Annotated in this window: 8 protein-coding genes and 1 pseudogene; all 9 read right to left on the reverse strand. The window is 66.3% G+C overall.

Annotated features, from left to right (window positions below):
• Window positions 1–95: 95 nt before the first annotated feature.
• Window positions 96–647: pseudogene (locus ABT160_RS42855) on the reverse strand (transposase family protein); the annotation flags it as partial.
• A gap of 96 nt (window positions 648–743) precedes the next feature.
• Window positions 744–1550, reverse strand: coding sequence for an IS5 family transposase (locus tag ABT160_RS42860; RefSeq protein WP_351654593.1), 807 nt, complete (start codon window positions 1548–1550; stop codon window positions 744–746).
• Between the two features lie 242 nt (window positions 1551–1792).
• Window positions 1793–3262 (reverse strand): hypothetical protein, encoded by a 1470-nt coding sequence (locus ABT160_RS42865; protein ID WP_351654595.1) that lies wholly within the window; start codon window positions 3260–3262, stop codon window positions 1793–1795.
• Between the two features lie 292 nt (window positions 3263–3554).
• Entirely contained in the window at window positions 3555–7187 is a 3633-nt protein-coding gene (locus ABT160_RS42870; protein WP_351654598.1) for a hypothetical protein, read from the reverse strand.
• Between the two features lie 233 nt (window positions 7188–7420).
• On the reverse strand, window positions 7421–9961 hold the full coding sequence (locus ABT160_RS42875) for a hypothetical protein (RefSeq protein WP_351654601.1): 2541 nt from the start codon (window positions 9959–9961) through the stop codon (window positions 7421–7423).
• Window positions 9962–10296: 335 nt separating this feature from the next.
• On the reverse strand, window positions 10297–14067 hold the full coding sequence (locus tag ABT160_RS42880; protein WP_351654604.1) for a DUF6603 domain-containing protein: 3771 nt from the start codon (window positions 14065–14067) through the stop codon (window positions 10297–10299).
• Between the two features lie 752 nt (window positions 14068–14819).
• Window positions 14820–16778 (reverse strand): hypothetical protein, encoded by a 1959-nt coding sequence (locus tag ABT160_RS42885; RefSeq protein ID WP_351654607.1) that lies wholly within the window; start codon window positions 16776–16778, stop codon window positions 14820–14822.
• Complete coding sequence (locus ABT160_RS42890) at window positions 16775–17086, reverse strand: hypothetical protein (RefSeq protein ID WP_351654609.1); 312 nt, start codon at window positions 17084–17086, stop codon at window positions 16775–16777. Before ABT160_RS42890 ends, ABT160_RS42885 begins: the two co-directional genes overlap by 4 nt.
• Before the next feature lie 22 nt (window positions 17087–17108).
• Window positions 17109–19484 carry a hypothetical protein gene (locus tag ABT160_RS42895; protein ID WP_351654610.1) on the reverse strand — a complete coding sequence of 792 codons (2376 nt, stop codon included), beginning with the start codon at window positions 19482–19484 and terminating at the stop codon, window positions 17109–17111.
• Window positions 19485–20238 lie beyond the last annotated feature (754 nt).

The raw sequence follows: 20238 nt of genomic DNA on the forward strand, positions 1-20238 counted from the left end.
TCTCACCTATCGAGTTCGAACAGCAGCACCGGGCAGAGCATAGACTCACGCTCGCGGCATGAAACCCCCGTGTCCACACTCCGGGGGACGCCTCAGATCTGCCGGGTGAGGCAGGCCTGGACGATGCCGTGGGCGCGGGCCCGCGGTCAGGTCGTGGGTCCGGCCCGGCAGGGCGCGGGAGAACCACAGGGGTGTTCCGTCCGGACGTGAGATGACCTGTACGTTCATCCGTGCGTGCGGTGCTTCATCGAGTAGTACGGCTGGTCCGCGCGGATGCGGTCGGTGGGGATGAGGGTTCCGTCAACGATGACGGAGTCGTCCTCACCCAGGCCGACGAGGGCCTCGTGCAGTCCCGGCGCCCACGCGGCCAGGACGTCCAGGGTCTCGTCGACGTATCGCCATGCTGTCGCCTCTGACACCCCGAACCCGGCCCCCACCTGGGCGAACGTCTCGTTCTTCCGCAGAAGGGCCAGCACGAGCAGCGCCTGCTTGAAGCAACCCAGGCGCCGCCAGGGCGAGTTCAACTCCCGACGGCGTGCGTGGAGCAGCCACGAGACATGCTCAACCAGCTCGTGCGGAACGTCCAGCGTGGCAGAATACGAGACCAACGAAGCCTCCGGCGCCGATGCGATGAGTGAGATCACCACATCAACGACGGAGGCTTCGTCATGTCATCTACAACCCCGCTGACCTGCCCTTTCACTCTCTCAGGGTCGGGATGAAAGAGGTTCAGTGAGCCTCTTTCATCCTGAATAGTCGCAGGTCAGTAGCGTGTGGACGGCTTGGACGATGGTGCCGATGCGGCGGGCGGAACATCGGGCCCGGCGGAGGATGTGCCAGGCTTTCAGTTGCGCGAAGGCTCGCTCTCCAGGGGCTCTGAGCCGGGCGTGGTCACGGTTGAACTGCTGGTAGTGCTCGGGCTGTTCGCGGTGGTGGTAGTAGGGGGTGCGGAAGGTGGCGCCGGCACCTTGGTAGGCGCGGTCGGCGAGGACGAGGATGTGTCGGGTGAGGCAGGCCTGGACGATGCCGTGGGCCCGGGCCGCGGTCAGGTCATGGGTTCGGCCAGGTGTCGCGCGGGAGAACCACAGCGGTGTGCCGTCGGGGCGGGCGATGACCTGCACGTTCATGCCGTGCCTGCGGTGCTTCATCGAGTAGTACGGCTCGTCCGCACCGATCCGGTCGATGGGGATCAGGGTGCCGTCAACGATGACGTGGTCGCCCTCACCGAGGCCGGTGAGGGCTTCGTGGAGGCCGGGCGCCCAGCCGGCCAGGACGTTCAGGGTCTCGTCGACGTACCGCCAGGCAGTGGCCTGAGATATGCCGAAACCGGCTCCGAGCTGCGAGAACGTCTCGTTCTTCCGCAGGTGGACCAGCGTGAGCAGTGCCTGCTTGAAGCAGCCGAGCTTGCGCCAGCGGGTGTTGCGGGCCCGGCGGTGCTCGTACAGCAGCCAGGAAACATGCTCGACGAGCTCGTGCGGGACGTCGAGCATGGCAGGATACGGAACCAACAGGGCCCCTTCGGTCGCCAGCGTGTTGAGTGGAATCACCACGCCAACGACGAGGGGCCCTGCCTCGTCACCACGCCCGCTGACCAGCCCATTTCACCCGTCAGCGCAGGATGAAAGAGGCTCACTGGGGCTCCGGCTGCCGTGAGTGGCGTGGCGTACGCCGTCGGGGCCGATGCTCGATGTGGCAGTAGAGGTGAGAGATAAACTTGCAGGCAGGAAGCGCCCACCAAACTGGGATTCAAATCTCAGCCTGGAAGGCGCCTTCTGCACCCTAATCCAGGACTCTAATCCTCGTCACTCGAGAGAGCCTTCGTGTTTTCTTGCAGAATCATCCACTTCGACTGATCTACGTCAGATTCCCTAATGGTTCTGACGTTATTACTCGTGTTCATGTCCGCAGAAAGATAGCCTGAACCTGACGGGTTCTGCTTCTTTGCGTACATTGTTACGCAGTCGCCATGCCTGAGGACAACCCTGTTTCCTGATCTCATTGCATTGGCAGTCACAGTGCCGTTTGTTTTGATCTCGCCATCCCCGGCGTTCAAACTGGTTACGTTGGCGCTACCCACTCTCAGGGTTCCGTCGGTAGTGATGGCACCCTCCCTGGCGTCAAGGCTGTCTACCGAGGTGCCGCCTGCCATCAGCGCCCCCGTGGTTTGGATGACGCCTCCCTTGGCATCAAGGCTGGTCACGAAAGCCGCGCCTGAAGTCAACTTTTGAAGCGCTGTATCACCTGTCACCGTCAGACCGCTATTGGCGGTCACCAGACCTGTGGCATTCACTTCCCCCGTGGCCTTGAGCTCCTTGCCATCCGCCACCGTCACGCCACCCTTAGACGTCACGAGTCCCATGGTGGTCAGGGCTTCGAGTGTTGGGTTATTGACGGTTACGGTGACGTGGTCCCATCGGGGTGGCTGGGGCTGGTTGCTGACGTCGGGAATTGTAGTCTTAAGGGTGAAGATCGTGTCCATCTTCACCGTGTCCTTCGGAACTGTGTAACTGCTTCCAAGTTTGATTTGGTCGTTGTTATCGGGGACCCGACTACCGTTGATGTAGAGCTCGTGGAGGTCGTCTCGCCTGTGGTTCCAGGTGAGTTTTAGTTCCGTGCCAGCCGCGACTCGTCCAGCTGGCACGTCCGTTTTAGCGTCGAACGCTGCGAGACCGCGGTTGATCCCGGGGTGGGCGTGGAGAGGATCGCCGCTGCCGCGGTAGGCGAATTTGGTGATGCTAAGAGAGAGTGAGCGGGTGGCGAATTCGGGGTTCGCGGTGTCACTGGCCTCTTCGTTGACGGTGATGTGCGAGGTTCCAACCTTGCTGTTGATCTTTACCCCGGCGATGTGGATGTGAAGACCTTCCTGGTCGACGACGGCTTCGCCTTGTGCGGGGCTGACCTGAAGTTGTCGGCAGGTGGAGGAGGCCGCTTCGAAGACGGCTTCCTCGGTATGAGGCAGGGCGAGAAGAACGTCGTCCTGGACAGCGCCTATGGTCCAGGTTTCGCTGGGGCTGACGCTAGCCGCAAGGCTCTGGCCTGCTGTGCCGAGGTCTTGGGCCAGATCTCCCAGGGGGACAAGGAGCATAATCTTGCGGCATTTCACAGGGTTGCTGCCGGTGTTGGAGACGATGATGTCAATATCTGCGAGAACTTGTCGTTCGCTCTGGCCGTCGGCATCGTTGGCAGCCACGGGTGGGCTGGCTTGTAGGGGATTGGGGGTGGTGGTGATGTCATAGGTAAGGAGCGTGTTCTGCTCGATCATTGTGTGTCCTCGGATTTGTCGGAATCAGCGGTTTCGGCACAGAATGCGATGCCACTTGCGTGGGTATTGGATCGGTGTTCCCGGTGCCGGGCCGTGGACGACGGTATGTCGAGGCGGCAGGCAGGCAATCTGGTCGCAGCTGCGGCTACGGTGCAGGATGCTCGACGGCGCCGACCGGGAGCCACTTCAACCTCGCGCGGTTTGTTCGGCTTCGATCGCGGTGTCCGCGTCGCAGGCCACAAGCGCGTGGCGCCCGGTCATGATGGGTGGAGCATGCGGCGGGGCCGGACCTTTACCGAATGTCTGATGCCGGGCTGTTGGCCGTCTGGTGGGTGGTGTCTTCGGTGGTGGGGTGGAGTTGGAGGTATCCGGTGCGGAGTACGGGGGCGGGGTGGGGGGTGTGGGGGGTGGGGGTGGTGGGTTGGGTGGGGTGGGTGGTCCAGGGGGTGTGTGTGCCGGCTTCGCTCCATGTCCAGGTGCCGTACTGGTCGGAGGGGCGGGGCAGGGTGAGGTCGTTGGTCGCTTCGGTGCGTTCGGCGGTGGTGTCGTCGGTGTGGGGGGCGGGGGTGGTGAGGAGGGGGCCGATACGGAAGGCGGTGTTGAGGTGTTCGAGGGTGGTGGTGGTGAGGTGGGTGGGGACTTGGGTGGTGGCGGTGGGTAGGAGGTCGGTGGTGGCGTGGATGGTGGCGTGGGGGTCGGCGAGGAGGGTGAGGTAGGCATGGGTGTTGTTGTCGATGGGGGTGGTGGGTGGGTGGGCGGGGAGGGTGAGGTTGTGGCCGTTGGTGATGGGGGTGAAGTAGGGGTCGTGGGGGTTTTCGTTGGGGTCGAGGACGGTGTGGAGGTGGTGGTAGTCGGTGCCGGTGGCGGTGCCTTGGTAGTAGCCGATGAGTCCGTCGCCGAGTTGGAGGCGTTCGCCGAGGCGGATGGGCCAGCGGTAGGTGGGGTGGGGTCGGGGTGTGGGGGTGGGGAGGTTGTTCCAGGAGGGGTCGTTGTCGGGGGTGGCGTCGAGGTCGATCTGGAGGCGGGTGCGGATGAGGGCTACGGGGCGGCCCATGAGGGTGGTGGGGGGTGTTTCGGGGGTGATCTCTTGTTGTGGGGTGGTGGTGGTCATGACGCGGTCGATGACACGGAGAAGGCTGGTGAGGGTGTCGGGGTCGGCGTCGGTGCCGGCTTGGGGGTGGGTGGGGTTGAGGAAGGGCTGGAGGAATTGGTGGAGGTGGGGGTGGGTGTTGGCGAGGGTGTCGGGGTCGGGGTGGGGACTGTGGGGCAGGGGGTGCCAGGTGATGTGGCGGGTGCCGGTGGTGGTGAGGGTGGTGCGGAGCTGGCCGAGGCCGGTGCCATCGGGGTCGTAGCAGAGGAGGGTTTGGTCGAGGTGGTGGGGGATGAGCCAGGCGGCGATGGGGGTGGCGTCGGGTTCGGTGCTGCGGGTGAGGGTGGTGTGGTGGGTGTTGTCTTTTGCGTTGAGGAGGGTGAAGTGGATGCGGGCGCTTTGGGGGAGGCGGGGGGTGAGCTGGATGAGGCGTTCGGCGTCGGCGGGGTGGACGACGACGCGGCCTTGGTCGGGGTCGTCGGGGTTTTTGAGGGAGGGTTCGAGTTCGGGGGGCAGGGTGGGGATGAACTGGCTGGCGGGGAAGCCGACGCCGATGGCGTCTTCGGGGTCGTCGCTGACGCGGGCGACGGGGTCGGGGTAGACGGCGTGGAGGGTGTGGCCGAAGCGGTCGACAAGGGCGAGGCGGTTGAAGACGAACTGTCCGGTGCGCAGGGGTTGGCAGGCTGTGGGGGCCCAGCCGGTGAAGGGGCGGGGTGCGGGGCCGGGGTTGGGGGGCAGGCCGCGGTCGGCTGCGGCTTCGAGGGCGTCGCGCAGGAGCGGGTCGGTGAGGTTGCCCAGGACGGGGGGTTGGAAAGAGCGGGCGTTGAGCTGGTCGTTGAAGCCGGTGAGGGTCTGGGAGGTGGGGGCGGCCTGGCGGATCTGGTCGGCGAGTTCGTTGAGGAGGGTGGCGGCTTCGGGGAGGTGGTGGGCGGCTTCGCGGAGGCGGGCGGCGGGGATGTCGCCGGCGGCGGTGGTCAGGAGGTTGCGGCCGTGGAGGGTGAGGGGGGTGCGGCAGAAGCCGGTGTCGTTGGTGAGGTGGTAGTGGGTGCCGTCGAAGTGCCAGTGGTCGTCGTGGGCGGTGCCGAATTCGATGGGGTAGTAGTGGACTTGCCATTCGAAGAAGACTGGTGTCCAGGGCTGGCGCCAGGGGGTGAGGGGGGCGGTGTCCTGGGGGCGGGTGGCGGGGTCGCTCTGGGGCAGCCAGCGGGCCTCGGGGTCGGGGCTGTTCTGCGGGGCCGGTGAGGCGGGGCGGGGCGTTGTGTGGGTGTGGCGGGCGGGCCGGTCGGTGTGCTGGGTGTCGTGTTTGTGGCCGACGAGGATGACGCTGGGGTCGTTGGGGGCCTGGTGGTGAGCGAGGACTTCCCGCTTGAGGACGACCTCGTCGGGCAGGTTGTGGTCGGCGGCCCAGGTGGTGATGGAGGCCTGGAGTTCGTCGTCGTCCTCGCCCCACGGGATTTTCACGCGCGCGTCGTGGAGGGCGGCTAGGGCGGCGGTGACGGCTTCGCGGGCTTCGTCGATGGCCTCGTCCAGGCGGGCCGCGTAGTGGCCCGCGGGGGTGTCGGGCTCGTCGGGGACGCGGGGGAGGTTGCGGCTCCACCACAGGTCGTACAGGCGGCGTTGGGTGCCGGTGAGGTGGGTGGCGGCACTGTCGTGGGTCTGCTGGTCGGTGTTGAGCGTGGCCAGCAGTGCGGTGTGGTCGGCGAGCAGGTGCCGGCGCGGGCGGGCCAGGGCGCGGGCGGGCGGGGTGTCGGGGTTTTGTTCGAGGGTCCAGCGGTAGCCGGCCGGGCTGGGGGTGAAGTGGGCGGTGTGGGCGAGGCGTTCGGCTTCGAAGTGGCCGTCGGGGTCGTCCAGGACGTCCAGGGTGCCGGCGTAGCAGGCGGCGAGGATGGCGGCGGTGTCGTCGGACAGGCCGGCGGCGCGGGCGGCGGCGGTGGTGAGGGCGGTGTTGGCGTGGTCGAGGTCGTGGCCGACGGCGACGGTGACGGTGTCGGGCCGGTCGGAGGCGTACAGGGTGTTCTGCCAGTCGAGCTGGGTGACGCCGCCGTTGAGGCGGATGACCGGGTCGGCGCTGACAGTGACGTCGTCGGGCGGGGTGGGCCAGTCATAGGCCTCGAGGAGGGTGGTGAGGTGTTCGGGCTGGTGGTGGGCCGGGGCGAGGGGGTCGGCGGCCGGGTCGCTGTACCAGCCTTCGACGTGGTAGTCGATGGTCCAGGCGTGGGTGCGGTCGCAGTCGGTGAGGGGGTCGTGCAGGGAGAAGACGTTGAGGTTGTAGGGCTGGTAGGCGGAGAAGGCCAGCAGGCCGGGGCCGACGGCGGTGAGGAACATGTCGTCGGCGCGGGTACCGGGCTCGCTCCAGCCCTCAGCGGGGCGGCGGCGTCCGATGCGGGTGAGTTTGCGCTGCTCGGGGTCGTGGGGGTCGAGGTAGGGGGTGGTGGCGTCGGGGCCGAGGTAGTCGCTTTCCACGATCCACGCGCCGGTTTTGACGGTCGCGGGCTGGTCGGTGCGGGTGGCGGTGCGGGTGATACGCCACCGGTTAGGGGCCAGGGGGAAGACGGGGGCTGCGCCGGGGGTGGGTGCTTCGCCGTGGGTGAGGGCGTCGGGCAGCTGCCAGTGGAGGTAGACGCCTTCGTTGGCGGGGTCGTCTTTGAAGGTGAAGTCGACGCTGGAGAACGGCGGCGGTTCGGGTGACATGTGCAGGCGGGTCAACGCGTAGTTGGGCTGCCAGCGTTCGAAGGGTTCGGCACGGCGGATGAGGCTGTTGAGGGCGAACGCTTCTACGTGCAGGGGGATTTCCAGCACTCCGTAGGTCGGGGCTGATGCGGGGGCGGGGGTCATGGGGTGGTTCCTCTCTGGCCGCGGGAGCGGGTGACACTCGGGTATGCGGACGGTCGGGGCGATCGCGCGGGGGTGGGAGAAGGCGGAGGCTGGTAGGGGCGGTTCGTCGCGGGCGGGTGGTGGGCGGCTTGGCGGGCCGGGGCGCTGTCCGGGTGGGGGCGTCCGCGCGTGGGGGTGCCTGTGCCGGGACGCGTTCGGCAGCATCCGGGCGGCGCGGTGGCGGGTGGTGATGGTCAGCCGACGGGGTCGGGGTTCGCTGCGGTGAAGGCTGCGGGGCGGAAGTACTGGCGGCGGGCGGTATTGACCAGCTGAAGGGCCAGGCCGGCCGGGCCCATACCATCGGCCATCGGCTCCCCCGCGGTGCGCAGGGCCTGACGCAGCTTTTCCAGAAGGGCCTGTGGGTCGCTGGGGCGCAGATCCAGGATGCGGCGGGCGCCGGTGGGGTCGGCGCGCAAATGCCGGGTGAGCCCGTCTTGTCCGGTCGGGGAGGGAAAGACGACGTCGAGTTCTTTGCCGGCCTCGTTGCCGGAGAGGCTGCGCAGGTTGAGGACCGGGACGTTGCTGGCGGTGTCGGCGGTGGAGATCATGGCGAAGTCGATGCCGAAGGACAGGCCCTCGGGCGGTTCGGCGACTTCCACCACCTGGGGAACCTCATCGAAGAGGACCATCAGCATGTCGGGGGCCAGCGCTTCGTAGCGCAGGATCGACAGCGACCTGCCGGCGGCGTCGTAGCCGCGTACGAGCAGGCCGGGGACCTCGTGGACCAGTTGGGAGCGCAGGAGCACGCCGGCGGCAGGGGCGGGCGGGGCGGTGCGGGTCCAGGGGGCCAAGCGGGCCAGCGCACGGGAGGATTCGTCGGTGATGACGCTCTGGGCGCCGTCACGCAGGCAGGTCAGCCAGTTGGCGTCCAGGTAGAACAGGCGCATCGATTCGGCGGGCAGGGCCCGCTCGTCAGGGACGAGGTGGGCGAAGGGAACCGGGTAGAGCAGGGTGAGGCGGTCCAGCCAGTCGGTGACGGGCTCGGCCAGCGGGGCGAGGACGGTGTCGAGCATCTGCTGGACGTGGGAGGGCGGCTGGGTGAGGTAGGCGGAGATGTCGTGGGTGCGGGCCCGGTCGCGTGATCCGGAGTGCGGCGCGGTGGTGGTGCGCTCAATGGTGACGGGGGCGCTGAGCAGGGTGGGGATGAGGGCGCTGTCGACGGCTTCGCGGACGGCCCGGATGAGCGCGTCGCAGTGCGGGCGGCGCAGGCTGTCCTGCTCGGCGGTGAGGACTGCGGCCAGGGGGCCGGTCTCGCGCTGGGCGAGGGCCGCGGTGCGGAAGCGGGCGCGCTGGTGCCAGTGGGAGAGCGCTGCCGAGAATTCAGTGTCGGCCAGGGCCAGGGCGCGCCCGAGGCTGAAGGCGTTGGCGTAGGTGGCGTCGAACATGCCCCAGGCGGGCAGGTAGGCGAGCAGTTCGGTGGCGGTGCTCCAGCCGTCGGCGGGGCGGCCGGTCAGCGGCTGGGCAGGGGCGGCGGTGAACGGTCCGCGATACCAGGCGGTGGTGGCCTGGCCGGTCTCCAGCTGGTGGCGCAGAGCCACCCAGCCGGCGTTGAGGCGGTCGGTGACCTCGGTGCGGGCCTGCCCGACTGCGGTCTCCGCCTGAGGCGCCGGGCGGGTGGCGGCCGGGGGTGCGGGGCGGGGGCTGCTCGGCGGTGTTTCCTCGTTGTGGACTCCGTCGTGGTCCGCGGCCCGGTGGTCGCTGTCGTGCCCGTCGCCGGCGTGGGGAGGTGAGGCGGGTGCCTCGTTGGTGTCCGGGGCCGGCCGGGTCCCGGCCGCGGTGGGGGCGGCGGGGGTCACGCGCAGCAGCAGATCGCGCGGGCGGTCGTCCTCGTCGAAGGCGATGTTACGGATCCGTCCGTAGAACCCGCCGCCGGCGGCCGGGGCGGAGGTGAAGGACCAGGTGTGCAGGGTGGCCAGGCGTACCTCGTCCTGGTCGGTGAGCTGGTTGTCGTCGGCGGCCTGCAGGATGTGCCGGCAGCCCTCCAGGGACACCAGGTGCGCGACGTAACGGCGGGTCTGGTCGGCGTCGGGGAGCCGGTTGGTCGTGATGACGGTGAACTCGCCCTGGGAGAGTTCCTCGCCGCGCAGGCGGCTGTCCACGGTGACGGACCGTACGTGGGCGAGGTGGCGTAGTTCCTCGGTGCGCGGGACCAGGGCGGTGAAGACGTGGCCGGGCATGCGGACGGTGGCGGCCAGGGCGTCCTTTTCCTCGTCTTCGAGCTGGTTTTCGGAGATCTTGGGCTGCCACAGGTTCGCCGGCGGGTTGGCAGCGGTCAGTTCCCGTACCGGGACGGCCACGGTGGTGCCCTCGGCGGTGGGGTCGTTGAGGAGTTCGTCCTCGGTGAAGAGCAGCAGGGCCAGCCACGGTACCCGGGCGGCCAGCGGTGTCAGGGCCTGGCCGCGCAGGACCGAGTCGACCTGGCGCCGCCAGGCGAGCAGGGCATCGTCCAGCGTCACGTGGGCCAGGGTCTGGGAGAGGTCCGAGGACTGCTGCGGCTGCGGGTTGACCGCCCGTACCGTCCCGTCCGGGAGGCGGAACTGCGGCGCGGACACCCGGAAGTCCTGTGTGTGCTCGCTGAGGTAGTCGCCGGTGTTGATGGAGTCGATGGTCTCCGATACGCCGATCCGGTAGGTGCCGGCCAGCACGGCCGGCTCCCGGTTGTCGATGAACTGCACGTTGAACGACGGGCGTTGGTCATCTGCGTCGGGAACGGGCGAGGTGGTGTGCGCGATCATGAGCGAATCCGTTTCTTCTCGAAGGCGTGGCACCCGCAGACCGGCGGCTGGTACGGGCGGGGCGCGGGATGCCCGCAGGCACGTGATGTCGTAGGCGCCGCGGCGGGGCCGCGCGGGGCTGCCTGCGGGCCGTGCCCGCACCGGCGGGAGGGGCAAGGCGCGTCAGCGGGATGGGACGCAGATCCGCGCGGCGATGCCTGGCCTGGTACGGCGGCCGGTGCCCGGCAGCACGCGGGAGCGAGACGGCGGCAGCGGTGCGGGCGCGGAGGCGCGGGGTGATGAGTTAGGGCGGGCCGCGGGGTGCGCGGCCCGATCCGTGATCTTCGTGGGGCCGTTCAGGCGCTGCCGGTGGTGTCAGTGAACACCAGTTCCTTGGCAGCGCCGTGCGGCACGGTCCACAGGTCGACTTTGCGCAGGTGTCCGTCCACGACGGCCACCACGGTGATCGTCGCGTCCTGGCAGGCGATCAGCATCCGCCCGTCGTCCAGGAGGTACTCGGCCGTGATGTCCGCGGCGAAGGTCAGCGGTCCCAGTTCGCGTCCCGCGTCCACGACCAGGACGGCACGCTTGTAGGTCAGCCACACCCGGTCACCAGCATGGTCGGCACGCATCGTCCGCGTGTCCGTGTCGTGGTAGGCCAGAGGCTGGCGGTCCTCGCTCGTGCGCGCCTCCGCGCCCTCCCCCACCGCGGTGATCCGGCTGACGTACTCCTCGTGGGTGGCGTAAGGGTTGTACCACCACAGCAGCAGGACGCCCGACGCGATGACCTTCGAGGCCCGCACCCCCACATTGCGGCTGTCAGGGAGCTGTACTGATGGCCACAGGGTGTCGTTGTCCACGTCCACCGGCACGTATTCGGTAGTGCCCTGCACATTGAGGAACGAGATGCCGCCTTCCGGGCTCGCCATCACCGTGCCGTTGCGGCCCTCCAGGTCGAGGGGGCCGGTCTTGTGGCCCGTGGGAAAGTTGTACCCGTACAGCATGACGCTCTCGGGTACCCCGTAGTCGCAGATGAGGACGGTTCCCGACCTGCCGCTCAGGCTCCTGGACCCCACGTCGTACATGTGGGCGGCTCGCTGAGTGACCGCGCGGGTTTGCGGGTCGATGGTAGATCCAAAGATGCCGTTAGTCCTGGTTCCTGCCACGACTATGACTCCCTGATCCGTTTCTACAAGATCATAATCTGTACGGGAGACGTTGGTCCTTCCGGTAGCGAGCGGCTCCCACTGCTGCCAGGTGGTGGCATCAACACGGTGCAGCATGCCCGACGACTGGTACTTGGAGAGCATCACGTACACCGCATCCCGAGCCGCGCAGAGCAGCCACTCGCCGGCCATGTCCTCGGGCAGGGTGACAGTGTTCAGCGCGGTGCCGGAAGTCGCGTCGAGCAGGTCCATGCGGCCCTGCTCGGGGAACACCGCCCACACCGTGCGGCCCGGCCAGGCCTGATCGGCGGGCGGCTGCTGGCCGGTGGCGACCAGGACGTCCTGGTCCCAACCTTCCTCGACGAGCTGCTCCACCGCGTCGTCGAGGAGGTCACTGGCCCACAGCGCGGCGTCCCACGCCGGGTCGTCCGCATACGGCTGCGGGGCGAGGTCTTTCAGCGCGGCCAGCACTGCGGCCCGCGCCAGGACGCTGGGCCGGTCGGCCAGGTGCTCGGCCACCAGCGACAGGTGGGTGCCCGCCTCGCTGGCCGCGGTGAGCCGGTCGCCGACCGGGGCGGCATCCGCGCGCAGCGGCTGCACACCGTCGCGGTCCAGGGTCTCCCATTGCAGGGCGGCTTCCTTGACCGGTCCCAGGCTCTGGCCGTCCGTTCGCGGTTCGGGGATCGTTACGCGCAGGACCCCGGTGTGGTCGATCAGGTCGGGGGTGGCCGGGTTATTGGGGTCCTGGGTGTGCTCCCCCCACAGGGAGAACGGCACCCGGTTGTTCTCGACGTCGAAGTGCCACAGGTCCAGATCGGGCGCGGACTGCCAGATCGCGTCGCGCAGGGACCGGGAGGTGGTGTAGTTGACGGTGACACGCAGGGTGCTGGTCAGGTCCTTCTTTTTCATCGCCCGGATGTTCAGCTTTGTACCGGTGTGCTGGACGGTGTCGTTGACCTTGACGATGCTCGCCGGGACGACGGTGGTGATCCGGAAGGAGGCCCCGCCCGGGTCGACCTGCCACACCCGGCCCTCCTGGTCCGCGGACAGCGGCTGGATCCGGCCCGCGCGGACGTCGGCGGGCGGTGTCTCCCGCTCGGGCAGCAGACCGCTGGCGGCCAGGATCTGCAGCGGTGCTTGAGGCGGCAGCAGCCGCGCGGCGAACGTGGGCCAGTCGACCGCCGCCGCACCCTGGCGGGACTTGCCGAAGTTGATGGTCACCTTGACGAACGCGAACTTCGCGGTGACCTTCCCGCCCGTCGGCGGGCCCCACACGTTCAGGTCCGCACCCATCTCGCCGCTCACGGTGAATAGCAGCTTGACCTTGGCACCGATGCGGATGCTCAGCGACACGTCGAAGAACAGCGGCTCCCACTGGATGAGAGCGTCCAGTGCCGCGGTCAGCCACGCCGACACCTTTCCCGACCGGTAGGCGACCTCCAGGCGGCCGCCCGCCATCACCGCACGCGGGGTGAGCGCCATATAGGCCTGGCCGGTGATGTTGACCGTGGACCCCAGCGACCAGGAAAAGCCCAGCCTGGGCACCTGCGGATAGTGCGCCGGCGCCTTGAACTTGCCGTGGTAGCCACCCACAGTCAGGCAGAAATCCCCCGCATACGGAGACGGGTCGAACCACTGGTACAAGGCGAACCCGCCGGTCAGCGCACACGCCGGATCGATCACGTAGGAATCAAACAACTGCGCCGAAGCCTCCAGGGAACCCTTCGCCGAGGAGTAGACGATCCGCAGTTCGAGCGCGACCTTCGCATACGGCTTGCGGCCCGCCTTCGGGAACGTCGCACTGGCCTGCCCCAGCAGCGCCAGCGTGAAGGCGCTCCCGGCCTCCAGCACCGCCAGGAGGCGGCCCTGGATGAACTCGAACGAGGTGAAGTCCAGACCTGCCGCGCCCCACACCTGGCCCTCCAACGGTGTCACCCACGGCTGCCCGCCACCGGTCAGGCGGGCCAGCATGTCCGTCGGCGACTCCGGCAGTCCCCCATCGAGCCCGGACACCAGCGGGAACTGCCCGATCTGGCCGCGTTCGGGAATCCGCACCGAGGAGTTGTAGCCGAATCCGAGAGCGAACCCGGTCACGTGGAACGGCGGCGGTCCACCGAACTTGCCCGCCGCCCGCCCGAACACGAACAGCGACGGCGCACCCCCGGCCTTCCGCTGATATGCCCCTACAGCCATGATCCCCAGCTTCGGCGGCAGCTGCGCCACCACCGAACCCTCCACCAGGACATCCCAGTTCGGGTCGGGACGGTTGACCAGGGAGCCGCCGATCTGCAGCGGCGGACGGATGAATTCCACGCCCAGTCCCTCGAGACGGGCCCGCACGGCGGCAGTGTCGCCGTTCAGGTCCAGGCCGAGCGCCATGCCTCGCACGATCATGGTGAGGCCGCCGGCTCCCAGCGAGGCATCGAGCATGACCCAGGCGACGCCCTGGTCGTAGTTCAGGCCCAGACGCTGCACGAGCAGCGGGCCGAAGGACCGGCCTACGTCCGCCCAGAGTCCTGCCCGGGCCGCCGGGACGGGCGGTTCTCCTCCCTGGTGTGAGACGACCACTCCCTCGAGGGGGACCTGGGCCGCGGGTGCGCGGGGGGTGGATTCCGCTGGGGCTGTCGGGTTCTCGTCGGGCAGCGGGGTGGGCGCCGGTCCGGTCTCCGGGGGATTAGGGCCTGTGGTGCGGGGGATCTGGTGGGTGTCCTGGCTGCTGAGGCTGTTGCCAGCGGTGGCACCTTTGCGCGAGAGCGGGACGAGGAGGGTCTGCGCACCGGCTCCGGGGACGACGTAGTCGAAGCCGATGCAGGCTCCGGCCGGTACCCCGCCGCCTGCCGGGCCTCCCTGTTCCGGGGTGAGGGTGGGGATGCCTTCGGTGACACCGGCGCTCACCAGTTTGCGGTTGATCTGCTCTGTTTGTGCCCGGGTGAGGTTCTGAGTTGCGTACAGGAGCCTCACGTTGGGCAGTGAGAGGTCGACTCCGGCTGGCAGGGATGCCCCTACCAGCGGAACGTTCCTTAATCCGGCGTTCGTTTTGAGGGACACTTGCAACACGCGTACTACCGGCACGTCGAACACCTCCTGTGAAGGGCCGACGCCTTCTGTCGTGGGGGCCGGCCGTGGTGACGCACGGAGAACTTCTTCGATCTCGACACTGTGGGTTGTGCACGTTCTGATTGGTATGCGCCCGGACACGGCGACTGCCCCGGAGATGGGTGTCACGTTCGTGGTCACGATTCCTGGCCGGGGATGAGCGGTCGGCTGTTGCCGCCACCGGTGAGGGCGCGAGGAGGCGGCAGCAAATCCCTCGATACCCGCGTGCGGTGTCCCGCCGAGGGGCGGAACCGTGGCGGTCGCCTCCGGCGTAGCGCGGGTACGGATGCGCAGGCATGCCCGGGGCGTCCTGGCAAGAACGATCGCCCTGCTGTTCTGCGGGCCGCGCCTCCGCTGCCGCGGCCGGCGCCCTCTGGGTACCTGTTCCGGCTTGCTGCGTTGCAGGGCGCCCTGAACAGGGGTGTTGGGAGAAGGCCGCCTGGGATCGGCTGCTGTTGGAGCAGGGGGTGCTGATCCAGTCGGCCTGTCACCGACGTCACCGAGGCGGTGGGCCAGGGGTGGTCCGGCCCGGACGGGCTTGAGGAGGGGCGGGGGCGAAGTGCCTGGAGCTGCCTGTGGCGCGAGCCGGAGGCGGCGGGTGCTGCGGCTGCCCTGTGTCAGGCGGGCTGCGGGGCGCCCGGCGCCGCGAGGGCGGGCACCGCGGCGAAGATCTCGTCGTCGGGGGTGTATACGAGGATCTCGCCGGTGGCGTTGATCTTCTGGTTCTTCCCGTCGTGGGTGAGGTTCAGCCGGAACTGGCACGCGGCATCCGCGACGTCGAACAGGCCTGCCGCGGTGATTCGCAGCTGCTTGTCGGAGGGCCGGTAGTCGAGGGTGATCTCCCGCGGGTTGATGCCGGACACCGCTTCGGGCAGCGTGTAGTCGAACTGCTCCGCCACCCACTGGCTGAACGAGGTGTCCTCGGGGAGGGCCAGGCCGCCGCTGAACCGCCATCCGCTGGCGTCCTTGGCCACGCTCAAGCGCGCCTGGGCGCCGGCGAGGTCGGCCAGGCCGCTGATGGTGTAGCGCGTGGCCTGGGGCGAGTGGTCGACACCAACCCGGACCTCGGTGATTTCGAACCATGAGGTCGCCTTGAGGGTGCAGTCCAGGGCCAGGTCCATCCGGTAGAGGCCGTTGCGTAGGTCGCAGACGGCCGTCAGGTCGCGCAGGCCGATGCGGGTTCCGCCGTCACTGTCGACCGGGACGAGGTCGTCGTCGAACTCCGGCAGCGGCAGGCCGCTGCCATTCGCATCGAAGCCTTCCAGGGACTGTGCTTGGCTGACCGTGACCTCGATGCGGGGGCTGGGTTGCAGGGTGGCTTTCGCTTGCAGGGCGATGGAGTCCGCGATCAGGCAGGTGGCGTCGATGCCGATGCCGACCAGGGGGGACTGGGTGCTCAGTCCTGCGGTCCACCACAGGCGCAGGTCTTGAAGGGTGAACAGACCGTCGAAGACTTTCCACGGCTTGTTGGTGCTGATGGTGGCGCCCAGGACGTTGGGCTTGCCGCTTGTACAGTCGATCACGGTGGCGACGTTGGTCACCGTGACTGCGTCCAGAACGGCCCGCAGGTCCTCGGGGAGAACGTCGGTGATGTCCGGGAGCTCGGACATGTAGGGCAGGTCGGTGATGCCGGCCAGGGTGAGCGGTTTGATGCTCTGGGTGGTGTCCGCGCTGAGCGCCAGCACCCGGCTAGGGCTCGACTCGCCGCTGTCGGTGAAGGTGAAGTACAGGCTGGTGTCCGGCGCGTCGGGCAGGGTGAGGCGGAATGTGCCATTGGAGGTCCACGGCCTGGCTGGCCCCGTCCCTGCTGCGCTCCCGGACACGCTGACGGTGCACATCCCTGACTGCCCGTACAGGGTGGTCTGCCCGGTCAGCCGGGCGGAGAGTAGCGTCATCTGACTGCTGAATGTCAGGGCGAGTTCGGTTCCTCGCAGATCACTCAGCGCGGGCACGACCGTTGTCGGCGGGGCACCCAGCCAGGTGAGGAGACCTGCTGTGGTGACGGAGACGTTCTCCGGCGGGTCGACTTCCCTCGTGGACAGCGACGCCTTGTCGGTGTAGGCGAAGTTCCGGCCGGCCGTGGCGGTCAGGCGTCCGGCCAGTTTCACGCCCAGCGCCGCCACGGTGACGGTGACGGAGAAGACCGAGCTGTTGTTGGCCGCGGACTTCAGCAGGGCGCACTCGACGCGCAGCCCGCTCACCGCGACAGTGGCCGGCGTGGGGTGCGCCTCGGCCAAACGCAGCGGCGCCGGATAGCGGTCCATACCGGTGACCTGCGGGATGTGAAAGTTGATCCCACTCACGTAACCGGCGCGATCGGCGCCAAACGTCACCTCGACCGGTACTGTCCCGCCGGCGGGTCCCACGCCGGCGAGCGTCGACGTCCCGGTCAGTTTCTCTTCTTCCGCATCCCACCCATCAATCGCAATAACCACATTACTGGCAAGAAATTCTTGCTCTGGGAACTCTCCCTGACTTGGCTGGACCCATTCGAAAACATCCGGCCGCAGGATAAGAGGCTTCTGCTCCGCGACCGCTCTCATAATCTCGGTCCGTAGATCCTGCTCGCTGATCATCCGTCTGCTCCGTTCCGAAGCGGTTGCGCCAGAAGTTCCGCCGTATCGATACTCGCATAGGTGAACTGCATCGTCTCCGTTCGCACGGCGAGCACCAGGTCCTTGGTCTTCGTCTCGTATGAAAGTCCCGCACTCGTCAGCACCGGCATCATGGCCGCCGGAAACTCACCAGGAACATCCACGCCAAAACCCGACAGAACAGAGGACATCGCCATCCCCCGCGCACTCGCCTCCCACTTAGCCGACAGGGACGTGGATTTCGGATCGCTCGCAAATACCACGCTAAATCTCATCACTCCCATGATCATCCTCCCAAAGACATGCGACCCGTCAGGATGAAGCGATCCGCCGGGTGACAAGGTAATAGGAAAACCCGTCCTCGTCGGTGACAAGTTCAGGAGCGCCAACCCTTTCCGTGTTCACATTGCGGCCAAATAACACCTCGTTTTCGCCGTGAAGTGTATCGACAAGACCTTTCATGTCGAGGCCAGCTTTCACGCCAGTGAACCGAACGACCATCCTCTCGATTCCAGGAAGCTTATCGAAAACCTTGGAAAAAACCTTAGCTATATCAATTTCGGTGGAGGTGCTAAGGAAAGATTTGCTAGTCCATTGAGCCCGCGCAATGGGATGCTGCCGTTGATCTTCCCAGCCATAGTCTGGGCGGCACCACGTTCCGTGGTAGAGATCTCTTTCGCCGCTATATCGCGGAAGGCGGCCTATCGCTTCATGTGCCATCTCGGCCCAGACGGCGTTCGCGGCGATATATTCCCACATTGAGGGATCTAGGTATTTCGCTTTCACCTCATCCAAAAGCGCTCGGTCTCTCCCTCCGGACTCCACATATCTCCTTCCTGCATCCAATGCGGCAGGTTCCCATGACAGATCTCCGAGCCCTAGTGGCTTTACAATAATTCCACGATAGGTTTGCAAATCGCCAGCAACAAGGGCACTCTCCCCGACTCCCCAGAAGCGTCGAGGCAATTCACCCAGCGGGACGTTATCCGAATAGATCATTGGCATGTAAAATGATCCCTGATACGCTTTTAGTGCGCAGAGGTGGTATTTTGAGATTCCTTTTGCTAGCTCGATCCCGGACTTCACATTGTTGCGCTGGAGCCAACCGTGTATGTTCAGAATTCGCTCTTCGAGTGCATATCTGATTGTCTCGTCATCTTCATCTCGCACTGGGGCGGGAGGAGCGGGGAGGCTGGAATCACTTACTGCATTCAGACAACGCATCTTCCATTCCGCGTCCCATTTATAATAGATTTCCGGCATATCGAGGTAGTGCTTTTCGAAAACCGCGCCAACGTTCGGCGGGGCAACTGCACTTATCCCGAGGAGAGTTGCAATACCTGAATACAGCTCTCTCGCCCCAAGGCCAAAGAAATGGTTAAGCTTGTTTAATAGCTCAAGCTCGGCCCAGTCTTCGAATGGAGGCTTTTTGTTAAGAGTTCCCATGGATTTGGGGTCGATCAGTAGGTACGTCGCAGCCTTGACAGTCTCTCCCAAAGTGTGATCGAAGGGAACAAGGTAAGCGATAACAGCCTTAAGGAAGTCTGCGGCGCGCACTCCGTCAACTTTTAGCCACGCGAAGGCAAGCATAAACCGAGGTGCAGAACCCGATATTCCTGACTGCAGAGGATACCCGCGCTTTACGCGTAGTTCCGTATCGAGCGGAGAACCTTGCTTGACCCCGAAATATGCCATTCCCTCTTTCCAGCGAATAGGGAACTCGGGTCCGGGCAGGCCTGCTATCTGGTCACCCGCACGGACGTCAATCACTTCGTACGTCTGCCATTTGTAGATGTGATAGCCCGTGTGTCGCCGCTCACCATCGTAGGCATCAACAACATCAGCGACCCTCTCCCTTTCCCATAGTTTATCCTTCTCAACATTTGGACCGATGGGAACAAATTCGTAGCCCCACCCTTCCACGGAAAAGCCCTTTACTTGGTGCGCTGCAAATTCTTTCTCTCTTGCACTCAGCGGCATGCCCAACAGAGCATAATCGCGAGGTGTCGTAACGGACTGGGCGGGATTAAAGAATTCTCTTGCGCAGGCGCTTGCGTAGACTTCGTCATACGCTGCCCTGTTTTGATAGAGAGCAAGGCAGCCATGGGACATGAGGTCCATATCCATGCTTCCGCGAGTTGCTGGATTCTCGTTCGCTTTCGCTCGCAGAGAGAGAAGCTCTTTATCTGTCTCGAGGAACTTGGCGTACGGATCAAGATGTGCCACATTAAGGCCCAGTTTTGCAGCATGCTCAGGTTTCTTATCGGTGAAAAATATCCTCTGCAAGGTGGTCTTGAGGCCTACATCAACAAAATTTACTCTTTGCTTGGAAAGGATGTGACTGCGATACCAAGACGCGTTGTAAATTGCTGCCATTACCTCGCGAATATTTGACTGATCCGACAAGAGATAATCGATCTCACGCGCACCTGGCCCGATCTGTCCAGCGCTGCCTGGATCCTGGAGATAGAATGCTTCGGCGGTCTGCCGGCGCGCCTCCTCTTTCGATCCTCCGTTACATAGAATCCAGTCGTTTGTAAGGACCTCGTGAAGCCGCTTGAGTGTTGCTTTTGCGGCTCTGATAGCAGCCTGGTCATTAAAGCATGCCCCAGCAAACTCGGCCTCGAATCTGGTTGCGCTATCTTGCCAGGCCTTCAGGCGGTAATATTCAGGAAAGAGTGAGCTCATTATTTCCTCCCGGGCTCTGAATAGGTATTTGTCACGTGTAGGCGGCAGGCGGCAGGCGGCAGGCAGTCGTCGAACGACGAAGAGAGCGGGCCCGATGCAGGCGGAACGGGAGATGCCCCGGGGAAGCTGGTACCGGAAGTGGCCACAAGCGATGGCACTAGGCATTGCCAGGTCCGGCAAGCTAACCATCAAGGTTAGGGGCTGAGCACCGCTGCGGCGATCCACGGTTCAAGTCGTGTCGCGTCAGGGGGTCTGTCCGGCGCGTGTTGGACTGCTCTGCTCAGCCCCAAGCGGGCTGGCCCAGGCGGGGCGGTGGCGCCGAAGATAGCCAACTCTTCGGCAGTAAGGGCTTCGCGGCTCAGCTGAGGCTGACGCCGCGGCCGGTCGGCCTGATGCCGTTCCGGTGCCTTGTCCGTTTCCTGGGCGCAGGGGAGCACCGTTAAGACAAACAGTGACAGAAAGCACTTAATAGGTCAATAGGCCTCCCGGTGGAGTTCGCGTCTGGCAGTGGCAAGTTGCCCCCTTCGCCGCCGATGACTGGGGCTGAGACCGTCTAGGGAAGCATCGCGCTGCTCGGCGCGCCCGCCCGGGAGCCGGTGGGCATCCTCGCCCCCAAGTCGCCCGGCGCGATCGCCCTGGTGCTGGCGTGCCTGCTCAGTGAGCGGCCGTTCCTGCTGCCGTCCCCGGCGCTGGCCGACGGACAGCTCGCCGACCTGTTCGCCCAGGCGGGCTGCCGCCACGTGCTCGCCCCCGA

Source organism: Streptomyces sp. NPDC001941 (assembly GCF_040296945.1).
Taxonomy (GTDB): domain Bacteria; phylum Actinomycetota; class Actinomycetes; order Streptomycetales; family Streptomycetaceae; genus Streptomyces.

Excerpts from the sequence above, each read along its gene's own strand:
- ABT160_RS42865 (WP_351654595.1), bottom strand. The coding sequence starts at position 3,262 with ATGATCGAGCAGAACACGCTCCTTACCTATGACATCACCACCACCCCC.
- ABT160_RS42890 (WP_351654609.1), bottom strand. The coding sequence starts at position 17,086 with ATGATCATGGGAGTGATGAGATTTAGCGTGGTATTTGCGAGCGATCCG.
- ABT160_RS42885 (WP_351654607.1), bottom strand. The coding sequence starts at position 16,778 with ATGATCAGCGAGCAGGATCTACGGACCGAGATTATGAGAGCGGTCGCG.
- ABT160_RS42870 (WP_351654598.1), bottom strand. The coding sequence starts at position 7,187 with ATGACCCCCGCCCCCGCATCAGCCCCGACCTACGGAGTGCTGGAAATC.
- ABT160_RS42875 (WP_351654601.1), bottom strand. The coding sequence starts at position 9,961 with ATGATCGCGCACACCACCTCGCCCGTTCCCGACGCAGATGACCAACGC.
- ABT160_RS42895 (WP_351654610.1), bottom strand. The coding sequence starts at position 19,484 with ATGAGCTCACTCTTTCCTGAATATTACCGCCTGAAGGCCTGGCAAGAT.